The organism is Pseudoalteromonas sp. SWYJZ12 (assembly GCF_015864395.1).
Classification (GTDB): domain Bacteria; phylum Pseudomonadota; class Gammaproteobacteria; order Enterobacterales; family Alteromonadaceae; genus Pseudoalteromonas; species Pseudoalteromonas arctica.
The window spans coordinates 21,576-39,227 of sequence record NZ_JADYXH010000016.1 but is presented as its reverse complement, the minus strand read 5'-3'; the positions used below and the strand labels follow the sequence as shown (position 1 = coordinate 39,227).

The 17,652-nt window shown below is 39.2% G+C and carries 13 protein-coding genes; 4 read left to right on the top strand and 9 right to left on the bottom strand.

Going from position 1 to position 17,652, the window contains the following annotated elements; genetic code table 11:
- Positions 1–15: 15 nt before the first annotated feature.
- Positions 16–1,794 carry a gamma-glutamyltransferase gene (gene ggt, locus I6F42_RS15295; protein WP_197152706.1) on the bottom strand — a complete coding sequence of 593 codons (1,779 nt, stop codon included), beginning with the start codon at positions 1,792–1,794 and terminating at the stop codon, positions 16–18.
- A gap of 97 nt (positions 1,795–1,891) precedes the next feature.
- Here ggt and rrtA point away from each other — a divergent pair, with 97 nt between their 5' ends.
- On the top strand, positions 1,892–2,488 hold the full coding sequence (gene rrtA, locus I6F42_RS15290; protein WP_197152705.1) for a rhombosortase: 597 nt from the start codon (positions 1,892–1,894) through the stop codon (positions 2,486–2,488).
- A gap of 89 nt (positions 2,489–2,577) precedes the next feature.
- Here the strand turns inward: rrtA and I6F42_RS15285 are convergent, their stop codons facing one another.
- The 5 genes from I6F42_RS15285 to I6F42_RS15265 form a co-directional block, all read right to left on the bottom strand.
- Entirely contained in the window at positions 2,578–5,082 is a 2,505-nt protein-coding gene (locus I6F42_RS15285; protein ID WP_197152704.1) for a prolyl oligopeptidase family serine peptidase, read from the bottom strand.
- Between the two features lie 132 nt (positions 5,083–5,214).
- Positions 5,215–6,390: an endonuclease/exonuclease/phosphatase family protein gene (locus I6F42_RS15280; RefSeq protein ID WP_197152703.1), complete on the bottom strand. Its 1,176-nt coding sequence runs from the start codon at positions 6,388–6,390 to the stop codon at positions 5,215–5,217.
- 123 nt (positions 6,391–6,513) lie between these two features.
- The gene (locus I6F42_RS15275; protein ID WP_197152701.1) at positions 6,514–7,662 is read right to left on the bottom strand and encodes a 5-(carboxyamino)imidazole ribonucleotide synthase; all 1,149 of its coding nucleotides are present in this window, start codon (positions 7,660–7,662) and stop codon (positions 6,514–6,516) included.
- 2 nt (positions 7,663–7,664) lie between these two features.
- A complete protein-coding gene (gene purE, locus I6F42_RS15270) occupies positions 7,665–8,147 on the bottom strand; it encodes a 5-(carboxyamino)imidazole ribonucleotide mutase (protein WP_002962540.1) in 483 nt (160 codons plus the stop codon).
- A 161-nt stretch (positions 8,148–8,308) separates the two neighbouring features.
- On the bottom strand, positions 8,309–9,898 hold the full coding sequence (locus I6F42_RS15265; protein WP_076916407.1) for an ABC-F family ATPase: 1,590 nt from the start codon (positions 9,896–9,898) through the stop codon (positions 8,309–8,311).
- A 903-nt stretch (positions 9,899–10,801) separates the two neighbouring features.
- On the opposite strand from I6F42_RS15265, the gene I6F42_RS15260 reads away from it, so the two are divergent.
- Positions 10,802–12,010, top strand: a complete 1,209-nt coding sequence (locus I6F42_RS15260) for a porin (protein WP_197152699.1) — start codon at positions 10,802–10,804, stop codon at positions 12,008–12,010.
- A gap of 90 nt (positions 12,011–12,100) precedes the next feature.
- Here I6F42_RS15260 and I6F42_RS15255 read toward each other — a convergent pair whose 3' ends face one another.
- The gene (locus tag I6F42_RS15255) at positions 12,101–13,012 is read right to left on the bottom strand and encodes a LysR family transcriptional regulator (RefSeq protein ID WP_197152696.1); all 912 of its coding nucleotides are present in this window, start codon (positions 13,010–13,012) and stop codon (positions 12,101–12,103) included.
- 108 nt (positions 13,013–13,120) lie between these two features.
- On the opposite strand from I6F42_RS15255, the gene I6F42_RS15250 reads away from it, so the two are divergent.
- Together I6F42_RS15250 and I6F42_RS15245 are read left to right on the top strand one after the other, a co-directional pair.
- Positions 13,121–14,293: an MFS transporter gene (locus I6F42_RS15250; RefSeq protein ID WP_197152694.1), complete on the top strand. Its 1,173-nt coding sequence runs from the start codon at positions 13,121–13,123 to the stop codon at positions 14,291–14,293.
- A gap of 24 nt (positions 14,294–14,317) precedes the next feature.
- On the top strand, positions 14,318–15,457 hold the full coding sequence (locus I6F42_RS15245) for an MFS transporter (RefSeq protein ID WP_197152692.1): 1,140 nt from the start codon (positions 14,318–14,320) through the stop codon (positions 15,455–15,457).
- Between the two features lie 519 nt (positions 15,458–15,976).
- Here I6F42_RS15245 and I6F42_RS15240 read toward each other — a convergent pair.
- Together I6F42_RS15240 and I6F42_RS15235 are read right to left on the bottom strand one after the other, a co-directional pair.
- Positions 15,977–16,858, bottom strand: coding sequence for an alpha/beta hydrolase (locus I6F42_RS15240; RefSeq protein ID WP_197152690.1), 882 nt, complete (start codon positions 16,856–16,858; stop codon positions 15,977–15,979).
- A gap of 30 nt (positions 16,859–16,888) precedes the next feature.
- A complete protein-coding gene (locus tag I6F42_RS15235; RefSeq protein WP_010552776.1) occupies positions 16,889–17,500 on the bottom strand; it encodes a MarC family protein in 612 nt (203 codons plus the stop codon).
- Positions 17,501–17,652: the final 152 nt, after the last annotated feature.

Below are 17,652 nucleotides of genomic sequence, written 5' to 3'. Positions count from 1 at the left end.
CATATTATACATAATTTAAAATTGTATAGTGGCGTTATTATCAGTTAAATCAGATAACGCAACACCTTCACGGCGAGGGTCCGCACCACCATATAAGGTATTATTTTTAACTTCAACTGCGTGTAAGCCTGAGTTTAAATCAATAATACGTACATTGTGGCCACGTTTAGTAAGCGCAGGCGCAATGGCTTCAATGGTTGTGCCTTTTTCAAGGCTGGTGTAATCGTTACGATTTGTTGTACGCGGTAAGTTAATAGCGTCTTGTGCTGATAAATTCCAGTCAATAACACCCACAACAACTTGTGCAACGTAATCTATGATACGACTACCGCCAGGTGAGCCTACAATTAAACGTAAGCTGCCATCTTTATTAAATACCATTACCGGTGACATAGAGCTACGCGGGCGTTTACCAGCCTCTACACGGTTTGCTACAAGCTTGCCGTTTTTACGTGGCGATAACGAAAAGTCAGTTAGTTGGTTATTTAAAATAAAGCCATTAACCATAACCGTAGAGCCAAACGCCATTTCAATTGAACTGGTCATTGATACGGCATTACCTTTACTATCTACAATAGAGACATGCGAAGTAGAAGGTAACTCGTATGAATCATCCATTGCATAACTTAAGTACCCTACTGGATTACCGGCTACGGCTTTTTGGTCTGTTTCGGTAATTAATTTAGCGCGTGAGGCAATGTAATCTTTGTTTAAAAGCTCTTTTGTAGGTACTTGAGTGAAATCGGGATCGCCCATGTACATATCGCGATCGGCAAATGCAATACGCGAAGCTTGGCTAAAGTAATGAATCGCTTTTTCGCCATTTGGTTTAAGTGCACTCATATCTTTATGCTCAAGTAGGCCAAGCATTTGTAGTACTGCTACACCGCCACTACTTGGTGGCGCCATAGAACACACGTTATAAGCACGGTATTGTATACATACCGCATCGCGTTCTTTACTTTTGTAATCTGCTAAATCTTCCACACTTAATTTACCAGGGGCAATTTTAGAGTGCTGTACAGCATTAACCATTTGTTTAGCGTTTTCGCCTTTGTAAAATGCATCAATGCCCTGCTTTGCAATGTCTTTGTATAAATCAGCAAGTGGTTGATTCTTTTTAACGCTACCCGCTTCGATTAATTTACCATTTGGGTAAAAGTATTCGTTAATAATCGGCATACTCAATACGCCTGGGTTTAACTGGCGTGCTAATAAGCCATGTAAACGCGGCGAAATTACAAAGCCTTGCTCTGCAAGTTCAATAGCCGGTTTAAAAAGCGCTTCCCACGGCAATGTACCGTATTGTTTATGCGCGCTTGCAAAGGCATGTAAAATACCAGGCACACCAACAGAGCGTCCGCCTACTACAGCTTCAATCCATTTAACGGCTTTACCGTGCTTATCTAAAAACAGCGTTTCGTCTGCATTTGCAGGTGCTGTTTCGCGGCCATCAAAACTAGTCAGCTTATTGTTTGCTTTGTTGTAGTACATCATAAATGTACCACCGCCAATACCTGACGATTGCGGCTCAACTAAAGTAAGCACTAGTTGAGTAGCAATGGCAGCATCTACGGCACTGCCGCCTTGGGCTAAAATTTGTTGACCGGCTCTTGAGGCATATGGATTTGCCGCAGCAACCATGTATTTATCACCTTGCACCACTTTTTTATGGATTAATCCAGTAGCGGCTTCAGGTTCGCGAGTTTCAATTTGAGTTGCTTGCTGTGCAAATGAAGGCAGTGATACTGCGCACAGTCCAATGGCAAATAATGAGTTAAGTTTAAAATGCATAAAAATACTAAAAACACTTAATTACGTAGTTGTATTTGGCATCTTAAAGTTAAACGGGCACAATATGCAAAAATTTTGACTAAAAAAATATAATAAAATGCTTAATTTACCTATTCAACCACGTTATATATTACCGCCTATTATTCTGCTGCTATTTAGTACCATTTTTGCTGCATTTGATTTAAATAATTTACTTGAATTTAACCGAAGCCTAATTGATGAAGGCGAACTGTGGCGAATCTTTTCTAGCCAATTTGTTCATGCTAATTGGGCTCATTTGGGATTAAATGCCAGTGGTGTTTTATTAATATGGCTTTTACATGGCGAATACACATCACCTACTCGCTACGCTTTTAACACAAGTGCGCTAGCACTGTGGTGTGGGCTCGGCGTGTACTGGTTTTGCCCAAACATACATATTTACACCGGATTAAGTGCTCTGCTGCATGGTGTAATTATTTGGGGGGCAGTTAAAGACATAACTGTAGGGCTTAAGTCGGGTTATTTATTATTTGTAGGCGTATGGATTAAAATAGCGTTTGAGCAATTTAGCGGCCCTAATGCTGATATTGGAAAGCTTATTAACTCCACTGTGGCTATTGACGCACATTTAATTGGTGTAATTGGCGGGACTCTGCTTGCCATACCACTGGCTATAGAGCTCCTTAAAAAGAACTTTAAAAAGAAAAAATAAAGTTAGATTTTGTTCAACCCAATAAAAACGCCGCATTGGTTAACTAAACCAATGCGGCGTTTTTGTTTTTATACTTTAAGAATTAAAGATTAAAGCGTTTCTTTAAATAACTTATGAATACGTCGGTATTCGTCTAACCAACTTGAAGGCTGTACAAAACCATGTGGTTCAACAGGGAATATAGCTGTTTCAAAGTTTTGCTTTTCTAGCTCTATTAAGCGCTGTACTAAACGCACTGAGTCTTGAAAAAACACGTTATCGTCAACCATGGGTGCGTTAATTAATAAACGTTTGTTTAAACCCTCAGCGTAATAAATTGGCGAGCTGCGCTCATATGCAATCGGGTCAACATCAGGATGGTTTAATATATTAGCCGTATAACCTGTGTTGTAATGTGCCCAGTCGGTAACAGGTCGTAGTGCTGCACCCGATTGAAATAACTCAGGCGCGGTAAACAATGCCATAAAGGTCATAAAGCCGCCATATGAGCCGCCATAAGTGCCGACTGCTTTGGTATCAACATTGGCATTTTGCGCCATCCATTTAACGCCATCGGCTAAATCTTGTGTTTCAGGTGTGCCCATTTGACGATAAATCGCGGTGCGCCAATCACGGCCGTAACCTTTAGATGCGCGGTAATCCATATCCATTACTATGTAACCTTCATCAGCTAGCAATGAATGAAACATAAATTCACGAAAATAAACCGAAAACCCCATATGTGAATTCTGTAAGTAACCCGCGCCGTGGTTAAAAATAATCGCTTTACGATTTTTACCTACTTCACCCTCAACGTAATCTGCTGGGTAATATACTTTTGCATATATTGGTTGATCTGTATGGCTCGATGGCACAGCAACAATTTTAGGGGCAGTTAGCTTTTTAGCTAAAAACTCATCCGACACAGTATGGGTTAGTCGCGTTGCTTTTGTATTGGCTTGAGCATCAGCTACATAAAGCTCATTAGGCATGGTAATTGTAGAGTGCTTAAGGAGTAACTTGCTTTCATCTGGGCTTAACGTGTAATCAGTCATGCCATTTAAGTCAGTAACTTGCTCGCTGTTACCTGTTTGCGGGTTAACACGGTAAATTTCGTACAGACCTGGGTGCTCAACATTCGCTTTATAATAAATTGCGCTGTCGTCGCTGGTAAGCGTTAAGTTAGAAACCTCAAATTGGCCTTGTGTAAGCGCGGTTGCTTTACCGTTAATTGGTTTTTTATAAAGCTGGCTGTAACCTGACTCTTCCGATAGGTAATAAAGCGTGTTTGAGTTATGTAACCAACCAAAGTCGTTAAACGCGTAAGCAATCCATGCATCGTCATGCAGGCGATGTTGCGAGACAAGTTTGTTGTTTTTAAAATCAACGTTCGCAAGCCAGCGGTCTTTGTTGTCCCATGCTTCAAGCATGACAGCTACTTGCGAGCCGTCATCGTTCCATACTATTGGGCTTTGATCAAAGCCCCAGTCCATAATAAGGTTAATGCCACGAGGCGCTTTTTTAGACTTATATGTTTTACCTTTGCGTGCATAGTTTTCTTTTTTAACTGCGGCTAAAACATCTTCATCAAAGCCCGGTAAGGTATTAAAGCTAAGTGGTGTTTGCTCTTTGTTAGTTAAATTGATGTACACAAGCTTTGAGGTTTCTTCTTTAGCATCGGCTACACGGCGGCGTGCTTTTTTAGGTTCTATAGTGGCGTCATTTGTAATGTAGTTAGGCATAATATCGCCATCACCGCGCCAATCTGTTTGCTTTTGTACAACGACTAACAGCGCATCACCATTTGGCGAAAGCTGTGCTTCTGCAACTTTATTACCATCACCTAAGTAGTAAGCCGTGTTAGCAATTGAATTGTTTTGTTCATTAATTTGCTCATTACGTGCTTGCTTATCTTTTTTATTTTTTTGTTGAAGCGCCACAAACTTAATCAATTTATGCTGCTCTTTAGCAATATACGTACTTGGCTCTTCAATACCTTTTGGCTTATCAGTAAGTTTTAAGTTAGCAAGCTCGCTCGTTAAGCCTGTTTTTAAATCAACTTTAAAAAACACATTGCCTTGGCGGTAAACTAAATCGCCATTATTTAAAAATTGTGGTTTAGATTCGCTTGCTGATGTCGCTGTAATTTGTTTAAGTTCACCGGTTTTTAGGTTTTTAACAAACACATTGCCTTTAAACGTGTAGGCCGCCATTGTTTTATTTTTTGAATAAACAGCTTTATTTGAACCCACAGTATGAAGTTTATTAAGTGCAATTTGCTCTGCTGTTTGGCTAGTAACAGATTGGCTAAATAAATCGCGTAGTGTATTACCTTGCTCTTTTTGAGCATAAATAATAGTAGCCGAATCGCTAGCCCAATAAGCGCTCTCTGGCTGATTGCCCATCCAATCCGGATCAGCCATTGCTTGTTCTAACGTTATTTTTTGTGAGCCGATATCTGCTGGCGTGTTTACAACCGCAGCAACCGATGTTGCTGGTAAAGCACTTTGCTGTGTTGATGAGGTGTTAGCGGTCGCGCTACAACCTGCAAGCATGACACTTGAGGCAACAGCTAAGGCCACTAACGTTTTAGATGAAGAAAAATTAAAAATCATAGTGCTTCTATACGGTTATTATAATTAAGCCGTATTTAAGCAGAAGCACTCAAGTTATTGCAATTTTTTAAGATAAATAGCCATTAAACAGGGTAAAGCTCAGTTTACTAGCGGATCCCCTGTTAATAGGCGTTATTCAACTATTAAATCAAGCCACACCAGTCGATGATCGCTTGAAGCATTTCTGTCTTTAATTAACCGATATTCACTACTCGTTTTAGTTGGCCAAAACACACCACCGTCTTTAACTTTTAAGCCGTAGTTTGACGGTAAAACGTAATCAACACGCGCTTGCCAATTAGCACTGTAATTTTGTGCATAAGGCACAGCATACTGCTCTTTAGCGCCCTTACTTTTTGGAACAAAGTGAGCGTTTATCAATGGATTTTTAAGTAGTTGGTCGGTGGTATTTGTGCGGGCTTTATCGCCCTCTGGTGCGGCATTTAAATCGCCTAAAATAACAAACCGAGAGTAAGTTTTTAAACCGCCCTTTTCGCCTTTATCATCGTAAATATACTTAGCGTTTGAAACGTAATCGGCAATTAACCTTACTTCATCGTGGTTACGTTTGCCGTTCCTGTCCTCTTCACCGTCAAATACAGGGGGTGTTGGGTGAGATGCAATAACATGAATGGTTTTATCATTTACGTTAATAGGTAAATCCCAAAACGATTTAGAGCTAAGTCTTAACGCTTGCCATTCTTGTGCGTTATACCAGTTTTCGCCTGTTTTAGGCATTACGGGCATTTGTGCATTTGGCATGTCTTTATATTTAAAGGTTTGAAGGGTTCTTACTTTATCAAAATCGATTGGGTATTTTGACAAAATAGCCATACCGTAATGGCCTTCAAAAAAGCCAAAACCCTGTGCATCGCCCATCACGCCATTTTTCTTGCCATCGTTATCTAAATCAAACTCAGTGGCTAGGCCTGTATTTACAGGGGCAATATAAGAGTAAGGGTAATTAATAGCGGCTTGTTTTTGCTGACCTACATTTAAATAATGTTGATTAAAGTATTCAATTCCCTGCTCTTTTGGGATGTAATCAAATTCGTTAAGTAAAATAATATCAGGGCGAACACGTTGAATAATTTCCGCTATGTTCTTAATTTGCTGGTGGTTTGCTTTAAGTGCATTAACTAAAGCATCACTTTTAACTTGCTTACCTTTAGGGGTGTGATTAGTTGCATCCATACTTACATTAAAAGTAGCAACACGAAGAGAGTCTGATGCAAATGCACTGTTACTAAAAAAAGGACTAAAAGAAGCGGCAACAAGTAGTGCGCTATAAATTGCTTTAAGTTTCATTAAATAATTTCACTGTAAAATTTTAGACTCAATCATTATTTCACAATCTAGGTAACCTTGCGCTTTTTTTAAGTACAAAAAAAATGCCGAGCAAGCTCGGCATTTAATAAAACGGTTAGCCATTTAATGAAGGATTAAATTTGCCGCCGCTTTTAAAATACCTGGGTAGTCTTGCTCAGGTAAATATTCAGTAAGCTCACCTAATTTATCTGCTAGGTCGTTCATGCTAGTGGCCGATACGTTTATATGGCCCATTTTACGGCCTGGTTTTGCAGTTTTACCGTACCAATGGCTAGTCACATCTGCGTATTTTAGTACGTCAGCTGGAATATTAGGTTGCCCTAGTACGTTTATCATCGCGGTAATGTGTTTAAGCTCTGTATTACCAAGCGGTAAACCTGCAACAGCACGCATGTGGTTTTCAAACTGTGAGCAATGGCAGCCTTGTTGCGTCCAGTGGCCTGAGTTATGTACACGCGGTGCAATTTCGTTAACGAGTAACGTGCCTTGTACATCAAAAAACTCAATTGCTAACACGCCAACGTAGTTAAGCTCGTTTGCTATTTTTGTAAATGCATCGTTTGCTTGCGCTTCAACGCTGTGATTATTTTTACCGGCAATAGAAAGCGTTAATACACCATTTGTATGCTCGTTTTCTGTTAGCGGATAAATAGCAACGTTACCGTGTTTATCGCGCGCACCAATAATAGATACTTCACGATCAAACGGGATCATTTTTTCTGCAATAATTGTATGTGGCGCAAGTTCGGTGCCCGATGCAATAAAATCAGACATTTGTGACCAAATTTCGTCTATTTGACTATCCGATTTTAAACGCCATTGGCCTTTTCCATCGTAACCCGCTTGGCATGTTTTAATAACAAGTGGCTTGCCTAGGATTTTAACTGCGTGTTCAAGATGCGCTTTTTCAGTAATTAATTGATACGGCGCACAAGTTACGTTTGTTTTATCAAGCAATGCTTTTTCAAGCGAGCGATCACCACCGGTTTTAATAGCGGCTTTCCCTGGGTAGAACTTATTGCTGTTACAGCAAAGTGTTAGTACGTCATCAGGAATGTGCTCAAACTCTGCAGTAATTGCATCAGCGTTTAATATTGCTTGCTCAAGTGACGTGCTATAAACCTCACCAGTTAGCGGATGCTTAATTTGCTTGCTGCCTACATCGTATGCAACCACGTTTAAATTAAGCGGCGCGCCTGCAAGACTCATCATACGTGCAAGTTGCCCAGCACCTAATATTAAAATATTCATTATTACTCTGCAGGGTTTGGATTAGCTAATATAGTGTCGGTTTGAGCTTTACGAAACGCTTCAATTTTTGCAAAAATTTCTGGATTTTGACACCCTAAAATTTGTGCGGCTAGTAAACCTGCGTTTGCTGCGCCCGGCTCACCAATTGCAAGTGTGCCCACTGCAACGCCTTTAGGCATTTGGCAAATAGATAAAAGTGAATCAACACCATTTAATGCTTTTGATTTTACAGGCACGCCCAGTACAGGAAGCGACGTAAAAGCAGCAGCCATACCTGGTAAATGAGCCGCGCCGCCAGCGCCAGCAATAATAACTTTAATACCGCGTTCTGCGGCTGAACTTGCGTAATCAGCAAGTAATTGAGGAGTGCGGTGTGCAGACACGACTTTAGTTTCGTACTTAATGCCAAAATGCTCAAGCATAAGTGCTGCATGTTCCATGGTTGGCCAATCTGATTTAGAACCCATAATAATGCCAACAGTCATAAATACTCCTCAGTAATGTATTTTTAAAATAGCGGACTTATGTCCTGTTTAAGCCGGGTATTATACCCAAAGCCATATTAATTGCGACTAATACAAAGCCACAAAAACAAAAAAAGCCATGTTTAAACATGGCTTTTTAGGGTTAACGGGTAAATAGCTAATTAAGCTTCTTTACTCGCTAGGTATTCTGCGTAGTTGCCTCTAAAGTCAATGATTTTACCATCTTTAACTTCCCAAATTCGGGTAGCTACCGATGATACAAATTGACGATCGTGCGATACAAACATTAATGTACCTTCGTAGGCTTCAAGTGCTAAGTTAAGCGCTTCAATAGATTCCATATCCATGTGGTTGGTTGGCTCATCCATTAGCAGTATGTTTGGTTTATGCATCATAATTTTACCAAACAGCATGCGGCCTTGCTCACCACCTGAAATTACTTTAACTGACTTTTTAATATCGTTTTGAGAGAACAACATACGACCTAAGAAGCTACGAACCACTTGCTCGTCGTCGCCTTCTTGTTGCCATTGCTCCATCCACTGAAACAAGTTCATGTCGGTTGCAAACTCATCTGCGTGATCTTGCGCGTAGTAACCAATATTTGCATTTTCTGAGAACTTAAACTCACCGGCTTTAGGAGCTAAGCGCCCTGCTAATGTATTAAGTAATGTTGTTTTACCAACACCATTTTCACCAATAATAGCAATACGTTCGCCAACTTCTACTAAACCTTCAAGTCCAGAAAACAACGTATTGTCCTCAAAACCTTGCGTTAAGTTATTCATTTCAAGCGCGTTTCTGAATAACTGCTTTTCTTGGTCAAAACGAATAAACGGCGTTTGGCGTGAAGACGCTTTAACTTCGTCTAACTGAATTTTGTCGATACGTTTAGCGCGCGATGTTGCTTGCTTAGCTTTAGATGCGTTAGCAGAGAAACGTGATACAAACTGTTGAAGTTCAGCAATTTGGTTTTTCTTTTTCGCGTTTTCGCTAAGTAGTTGCTCACGTGCTTGCGTTGCTGCAAACATGTATTCGTCGTAGTTACCTGAGTAAATACGTAGCTCACCGTAGTCAATGTCGGCCATGTGAGTACACACAGAGTTTAAAAAGTGACGGTCATGCGAGATGATTATCATGGTACAGTCGCGTTGGTTTAACACGTCTTCTAACCACTTGATGGTGTAAATATCCAAGTTATTGGTAGGCTCATCAAGTAGCATTATATCTGGGTCTGAAAACAACACCTGTGCAAGTAGCACACGTAGTTTAAAACCAGGTGCAATTTCTGACATTGGGCCAAAGTGTTGGTCTGTGCCAATACCTACGCCTAATAGAAGCTCGCCTGCTTTAGATTCAGCAGAGTAACCATCCATTTCAGCAAACTCAGTTTCAAGATCGGCTACTTTCATACCATCGTCTTCACTCATTTCTGGTAAAGAGTAAATACGGTCGCGTTCTTGTTTTATTTTCCACAGCTCTTTGTGACCCATGATCACAGTATCAATTACTGAGTATTCTTCGTAGGCAAACTGGTCTTGGTTTAGTTTAGCAACACGTTCATTTGGATCAGTACTTACATTACCTGAAGACGCTTCGAGCTCACCACTTAGAATCTTCATAAATGTTGATTTACCACAACCATTTGCACCGATTAAACCGTAACGGTTTCCGTCGCCAAATTTTGCTGAGATATTTTCAAATAATGGTTTAGCACCAAATTGCATGGTGACATTAGCTGTACTAATAATAGCGCTACCCTCCAAAGGAGTAATGATGTATTTAAATTGCGCGCAGTTTAAACCAAAATGGCCTGTTTTTCTATGAAAGTTTAAAGGCAAACCTCGTCGTTTAAGGCAATTATTATCACTGAGCTACTCGTAATTAAAATAACAAATTAGATTTAGTGTTTTTGCAAATTATTATTCAATTTAGATAAATTAAAATTCATAAATACATTCATAATAAACCGATATGAGCGTTTAGAATTTGGTATATATATTAGGGTCTGTTGATCTTTTAAGGTTAAATTTTCAGCAGTCTGTTTGGTATTAAGGCAAGGCAGAGTCTATGTAGTGTGGTTATTCCCCATAAATGGGCGATAACGTAGCATTAATGCCAAACAGGCGCTGCCCAAAGGGGTCTTCCTAGGGGCTATTTACTCTTTGTTGCTCGGTTTTTACTTAGCCCACTAGGTTACAAACCTCGCGCCGCGATTAAATAGCCCCTAGTTTGAACAAATTTTAATCCGCAAAGATCAACAGACCCTAGCGTAAAAACACTTTTAACGTGTTTGTGTGTTTACTTAACTCATTTTTGTACAACCTATAACAATAAAAAGTTATATTTATGAAAATAAAGCACTTTTAGAGCTTTTGCACTAGTCGCTATTTTTTAATCAAGATGAAATTAATTCAAATTAGAATTTTAACACACCACTTATCACTAATCCTTTTTACCTACAAAACAACTAAAAAAACAAACCTCAGCAACACCTGAAAAGCAAAATTAACCTCGAGTGAATGTCAATTAAGTTTGCCGTCCAATTTTGTTGATTTTTTTTCACTTTTGAGCCGTTTATTGCTTTGTTAATCTTCGAACCTGAATTTTTACCTACGTAAAAACACTGAAATTTACACAGGGCAACACACAAGATGAGCAAAAAATTAGCGACACTGATTAGCGCAAGTATTGTATTAGCACCCGCTGTTTCGGCGGTAGAGTTATACAAAGATGATAAAAACACTCTAAAAGTAGGTGGATATCTTGATGTGCGTGTAATTAACACACAAAACGAAACCGAAGTTGTTAACGGTACTTCGCGCATTAACTTTGGCTTTACCCGAAAGCTCAAGAAAGACTGGACTGCCCTTGCACTCGTAGAATGGGGTGTAAACCCTGTTGGCAGCAGCGATATAATTTATAATAATCGTTTTGAATCAATTCAGGACGAGTTTTTGTATAACCGTTTAGGTTACGCAGGCCTTTCACACGAAAAGTACGGTCAACTTACCATTGGTAAACAATGGGGTGCATGGTACGACGTAGTTTATGGCACAAATAATAGCTTTGTATGGGATGGTAATGCAGCTGGCGTTTACACCTATAACAAAGACGATGGCGCTGTAAATGGCACTGGCCGTGGTGATAAGTTAGTGCAGTACCGCAATAGCTATAACGATTTTAGTTTTGCAGTACAAGCGCAGCTTAAAAACAGCGAATTTTATACCTGTGACGTAAGCGATATTTCAGAAGAAGAATGCGAAACGCTATGGAACTCTGGCGATAGTGCAGCCCAAGAAGTTGAATTTAACTACACATTTGGTGCATCTGTAACATATACCCCTACCGATATGCTCACGCTTACAGCGGGTATTAACCGTGGCGAGTTTGATTTAACGTTTGGCGATGGTTCTACTCGCAATGTTGAAGATTTAATTTACGGTGCAGGCATTATGTGGGGCAACATTGATAAGCCCGGCCTATACGTTGCTGCCAACGTAAATAAAAACAAAAACCACGACACCGATAATATTGGTCGCTTAATTGATGACGCAATAGGTGTAGAAACATTTGCATCTTACCGCTTTGATAACGATTTTCGCCCTTTTATTGCCTACAACGTGTTTGATGCCGGTGATGACTACGTAATTCAGCCAAACTTTAACGCCGATCCAGACGATGTATTTAAGCGTCAGTTTGCTGTTATTGGCCTTCACTACTTAATTGACGAAGACACTATTGCCTACGTAGAAGCGCGTAAAGACTTTAGCGACTTTGAAAGTGATAACGACGATCAACAAGCACAAATGGAGCAGTCGGAAGATGACGGTATAGCATTTGGTTTTAGATATAAGTTCTAAATATAAGCTCTAAATATAAGTTAAAAAACGACTACAACTTCCCTAAGCACAACCCTTTTAGCCCTTTTAACTTTTTTAACTGGGCTTTTTTTATTCCGCCATACTTTTTTCAATACTCAATTTTGCATTTAAGGCTATTTCAACAAATGCATTAACAGCCGCATTGGTATCTGCTTTTTTAATTTGTAATAGCACCGGGATTTGCGTGAGTACGTCGCTCAGTTTTATAAAATGGCACCCTTCACTATATAATTTACGTACGCAATAAGGCGCAATTGCCACACCAAGGCCAGCAGCCACTTCAGTAACTAATGTTTGCATATGCCTAGGTTGGCTAATAATGTTCGGTGAAAAATGAGCTTGTTTGCATTGCAAAATGGTTTCATCAAAAAGACCAATTGCTTCCTCTCTATTAAAAATAATAAAGGGTTCATTTTTTAGCTTAGCCAAATCAATATTTTTATAATTTGCCAGCGCATGGTTTTGATTAACGATGGCCACCAATGAATCTACATAAATAGTATGACTTACAAATTCATCATTAATTGAATCAGGTAAAGGCCGTGAAAAACCCACATCAATTAAATCGTTTTTAAACGCATGTATTTGCTCAGTTGCAGTCATTTCAAACAATGTAACGTGTACGCTTGGGTATTGCTGTTTATATTCTCGAACCAGTGCTGCCATAAAGGTTAAACATGCCGAGCTTAAGTGCGCAATATTAAGTGTACCTACCTGCCCGTTGTGGGCACGTTTAACCTGAGTTTTAGCTTTGTCAGCTAGAGCCAAAATAGCGCGTGCATCTTTTAATAGCTGCTCACCCGCTTGAGTTATTGCAACATCGCGTGAATTTCTTATAAACAGCACAACATCAAGCTCGCTTTCGAGCTGTGCAATATGCCTACTTATTGCAGGTTGCACGGTGTGTAGCTCTTTGGCCGCTTCTGAAAAACTCTGATGCTTAGCCACGCTGACAAAACTTTTTAATGTTTTAATATCCATTACGCACCTTAAATGCACTATTTGTATAGATTCTATAAAATAATATCATTTTTGTTATAGGTAGAGAACTCATACCATAGCGGCATGAGTTAACAACACAAGACAGCTATGACCAAACCCAAACAAAATCAGTCATTAAGTCGATTTATTTTATTACTAATGACCACTGCAATTGCCGCAACAGCAGCAAACTTATACTACAACCAGCCTATTTTACCGCTTATAGCTAACGAATTTAATTTAACTGATTCGCAGCTTGGGAGTATTCCCGCGCTTACACAAATTGGTTACGCGTTTGCGTTATTATTTATTTCTCCTTTGGGTGACTCGATTGCTCGCAGGCATTTAATTACTATTTTATCGTGCTTATTAGTAGTGGCTTGTAGTGCAGCAATGCTTACACCTAACTTACCTTTATTACTTATATCGGTATTTTTAATTGGTGTAAGCGCCAATATAACCCAGCAATTAATACCCTTTGCAGCATCGCTTGTATCGAGCGAGCAAAAAGGTGCCACGTTAGGCACATTAATGATGGGCTTAACCATCGGTATTTTACTTTCAAGAACGTTAAGTGGGTTTGTAGGTGAGCAATTTGGTTGGCGAAATGTATTTTTAATGTCGGCAGTACTCGCGGCATTATTTGGTATATTACTGCGCGTATTTTTACCTAGCAATAAGCCACACACTAATTTGCGTTACTGGCCTCTCATTAAAAGTACGTTGGCGTTGTTTATTAAACATAAATCACTGCAGCACTTTACACTTTCGGGCGCATTTTGGTTTGCATCATTTAACGTGCTTTGGGCAACACTTGCAATTTATGTAAGTAACGAGCCATTTAACTACAACGCTCAACAAGCCGGTTTATTTGGTGTAATAGCATTGGCTGGCGTAATTGGGGCTAAGTCATCGGGTAAATGGGTCAGCAAACTAGGATCTAAAGCTCTAATTATGATTGCACTTACGCTTGCGGCAATCGGCTTTGCTATTACAGGTTTGTTTAATGGCAGTTTAGCGTCGTTAGTTATTGGCATTATTTTAATCGACTTTGCCATATTTAGTGCGCAAGTGGCTAACCAAGTGCGTGTTTTTAGTATTGACCCCACTGCGCAAAGTCGCATAAATGGAATTTACATGCTGGGTTATTACATTGGAGGCGCTGTTGGCTCAATGGTTGGTGTTAAAGCATTTGCACTTTATCAATGGCCTGGCGTTGTTGCTGTAAGCATTATATTTATTTTGCTAAGTGGCATTTTTAATTCATTTGCTAAAAAGTAATCGCTTAAAACTTAAGGAGTAAAAATGGGTATGTTAAAAACAGCGGGTAGCTTTACATTACTGTGTATCGCCAGCTTAACTATTATGGTGGGAACCCTACTTGCGCCAGGTTTAGTAAGTATTTCACAAGGATTAGGTATAACCGATAACACCGTACTTTTAATTACGTTGCCATCGTTAGGCGCTGTGGTTTTTGCGCCGCTAGCAGGAAAATTAATAGATAAATACGGAGCTTATAAACTTTTAGTAATTGGGTTATTTTTATATGGGGTTGCAGGTGCCAGCGCTTACTTTTTAAAAGGCCCAACGCTTGTATTTGCTAATCGATTTTTACTCGGCGGTATAACTGCTGTGGTAATGGCAAGTTGTACGGTTTTAATTTCTGCTTGGTACACAGGCGAAGCACGCCTTGGCATGATTGCAAAACAAGGCATGGCGATAGAGTTAGGCGGTGTTATATTTTTATTTTTAGGCGGATTATTAGCGTCGCAATTTTGGGCGCTGCCATTTTCACTTTATTTAATAGCGTGGGTATTTTTGGCCATGCTTTTATTGTTTGTGCCAAGTAAAAACTCACTGGCTAGTAATAGCGATGAAGTGTCAGAACATCTACACCACAAAGCTAACAATGGCCTCTCGTTAAAAAGCGTTTATGTAATTTCAACACTCGCGATGACCATATTTTTTACGTCTACTGTGTTACTGCCCATTACAATGAACGAGGAAAACTTTAATGAGTCACAAATAGGCCAACTACTCGCATTTATATCTTTAGTGGCTGTAGTTACCGCAGGCTTTATGCCTAAAATAACAAAGAAGCTTGGTGAGCCCAAGGTTTTGGCATTTGCCTTTTTAGCGTTTAGTTTATCGTATATTTGTTTTACACAAGTAAGCACCCTACTTTTAATTTTAGGCGCAATATTAATAGGCATAGGATTTGGTTTTAGTATCCCGCTTTTAAACCATATGACGGTAGAGCTCAGTGATGTGAAAGTACGCGGCCGTAACTTATCGTACTTTACGATGGCTGTATTTTCGGGTCAGTTTTTTACCTCATTTATGCAGTACATACCTGGTGGTGAAAAAAACGTATTTATAATTTGTAGCGTTTCAGCATTTATAATTGCACTGGTATTGTTTTTTAAACCGATCAAAGCAAAGTAGTAGTAACTTACAAAAGAGCATTTTTATAAATGCTCTTTTTTATCTAAACCTCCCGCTTTATTATTTGCACTACCTTACTGATTACTTTTTTCTAATTTAACTCTATTGCTAAGTTTAGCATTATAACAACATTTAGTATGATGTGTTCTTTTACTATAAAGCCACCAGCTAATTTATATTAACTGCATTAAGAGTGTAAAACGATGGTGAAACTGTATTGAAATTGCAAAGTACTTACACTGCTTAGCTGATCACAAAGGCGTAAGGCTGATTAAAAGCAGTAACAAATAGATGTGTATATGCTCATAGGTACGTACTGCATTCTAACTCAATAGCTACGCCCTGTATATAAACACAGTATTCGTGTTTCCTGTGCAAATATAAATTAAACCAACTTTCCTTTGTAAGTCGTTAATAATATTAAACTAAGTAAAGTGCTATAAAACTGATTGAGCATTCTAAATACACAAAATAGTGTTAACTGTATATGCATACAGTTAACACTTAAACCTATCTAACCTACTTTTTAATAAACGCACTATAACCAGCTAATGCCTTTGATACACTAAGTGGTGGATTATCTGAATGCTCAGCACCTTCGTTTATAGCGCTTTGCCACGCAAGGTTATTATTAGGGTTTGCTTTGAAAGCAGACTCTAAATTATTAAACGCTTTTAACATTAACGGATGCTCTGCTCCACCCACCGAAAGATATAAATAAGTAGGCGCCTTAACTTTGTTAGCTTGAGTAGTTAAAAACGCTTCTACATTATTAACCACTGTCATGTCGTCATACCAAGCCGCTGGGCTAAATGCAAAGTAGCCATTAAACAGTTCAGGCCTTGTATGCAGTGTATAAAGTACAAAGCTGCCACCGGCCGAAAAACCACTTAATACACGGTTATTACTAAGCTTATATTTTGCCGATAAATACGGGAATAACTCAGTTTCAATAAACGCTAAAAACTTGTCGGCTTCACCATTAGGCTCTATAAGTGTTTCGCCCTTTGGGCGCGCTTGTGTATTTACATCTTGGCGAGCATAAGGTGGCACTAAATCGCGATTACGTGTATCTGTAAAAAACAAATTAGGAATAGACACCAATATAGCCTTATCCCCTTTTTCGCTCTTAGCTTGTTTTGTAAGTGCTTTGTCCCATGTATCTAAATTAAAGTTTCCATCGGTTTTAATAATTAACGGATACGCTTTTTTAGGATTGTAATTAGCGGGCAATCTTATAAATACCTTGCGCGACTCATTAAGCACGCTTGAGTTAATTGTTACGTCTGTATAGGCCGATACATAATGGTTGTAATAGCGTATGGCTAAAATACCGATAGCAAAAATGATTACGGCTAAACTTAAATTAATAAAATAGTGTTTTGTTATTTTTATTGCCATGCGGCATTCCTTTAAATGTTTAGGAGTTATTTAATCGAGCTTAACCCATTGTTTTATTTCAAGCGCGGTCATAATAAGCTCAACCGAAAACGCGGCTAAAATCATCCCCATCACACGCGTTAAAATAGACGCGCCGCCAGTACCAATAAGCTTAATTATTTTACCCGAAAGCAGCAACAGTATTAAAGTAATACCCAACACACCAATTGTAACAAGCGCTGTGCCTATTTGAGTAGTAATTGGGTGTATGTGGTTGTCGGTAAGTAGTATCACCGCCAAAATAGCGCCTGGGGTCGCCGTTGCGGGTATAGCTAGCGGAAACACTGCTATATCGTGATCGGGGTCTTGTTTAGCTTTGTTAGAATCGTTTCCAAATATCATTTGCAGGCCAAACAAAAACAATATAATTCCGCCCCCTAACTGAAACGACACCAACCTAATTCCCATCGCATTAAGTATTAGCTGCCCTATTAAAATAGAACCCAACAGTACGCAACCAGCATAAAGAACCGTTTTAAAGGCTGTTTTACGACGTTGTTGATCTGTTAAATGAGAAGTAAGCGCAGCAAACAGCGCCATAGTGCCTATTGGGTCAATGGTAGCCCAAATAACAAGCGCATCTTGAGATAGTTTTTCTAGCATATAAAATCCTTGTTAAGCGTAAATATTTAATAAAACACGGGTAACAAATTCATTTGCTTACGCTTAACTATAATAGAAAGCCGTTATTTTTTGTATTTAATTTACACTTGGAGGCGTTGACCTTTCAGGATTGAAAAAAGGTAAGCACTTAT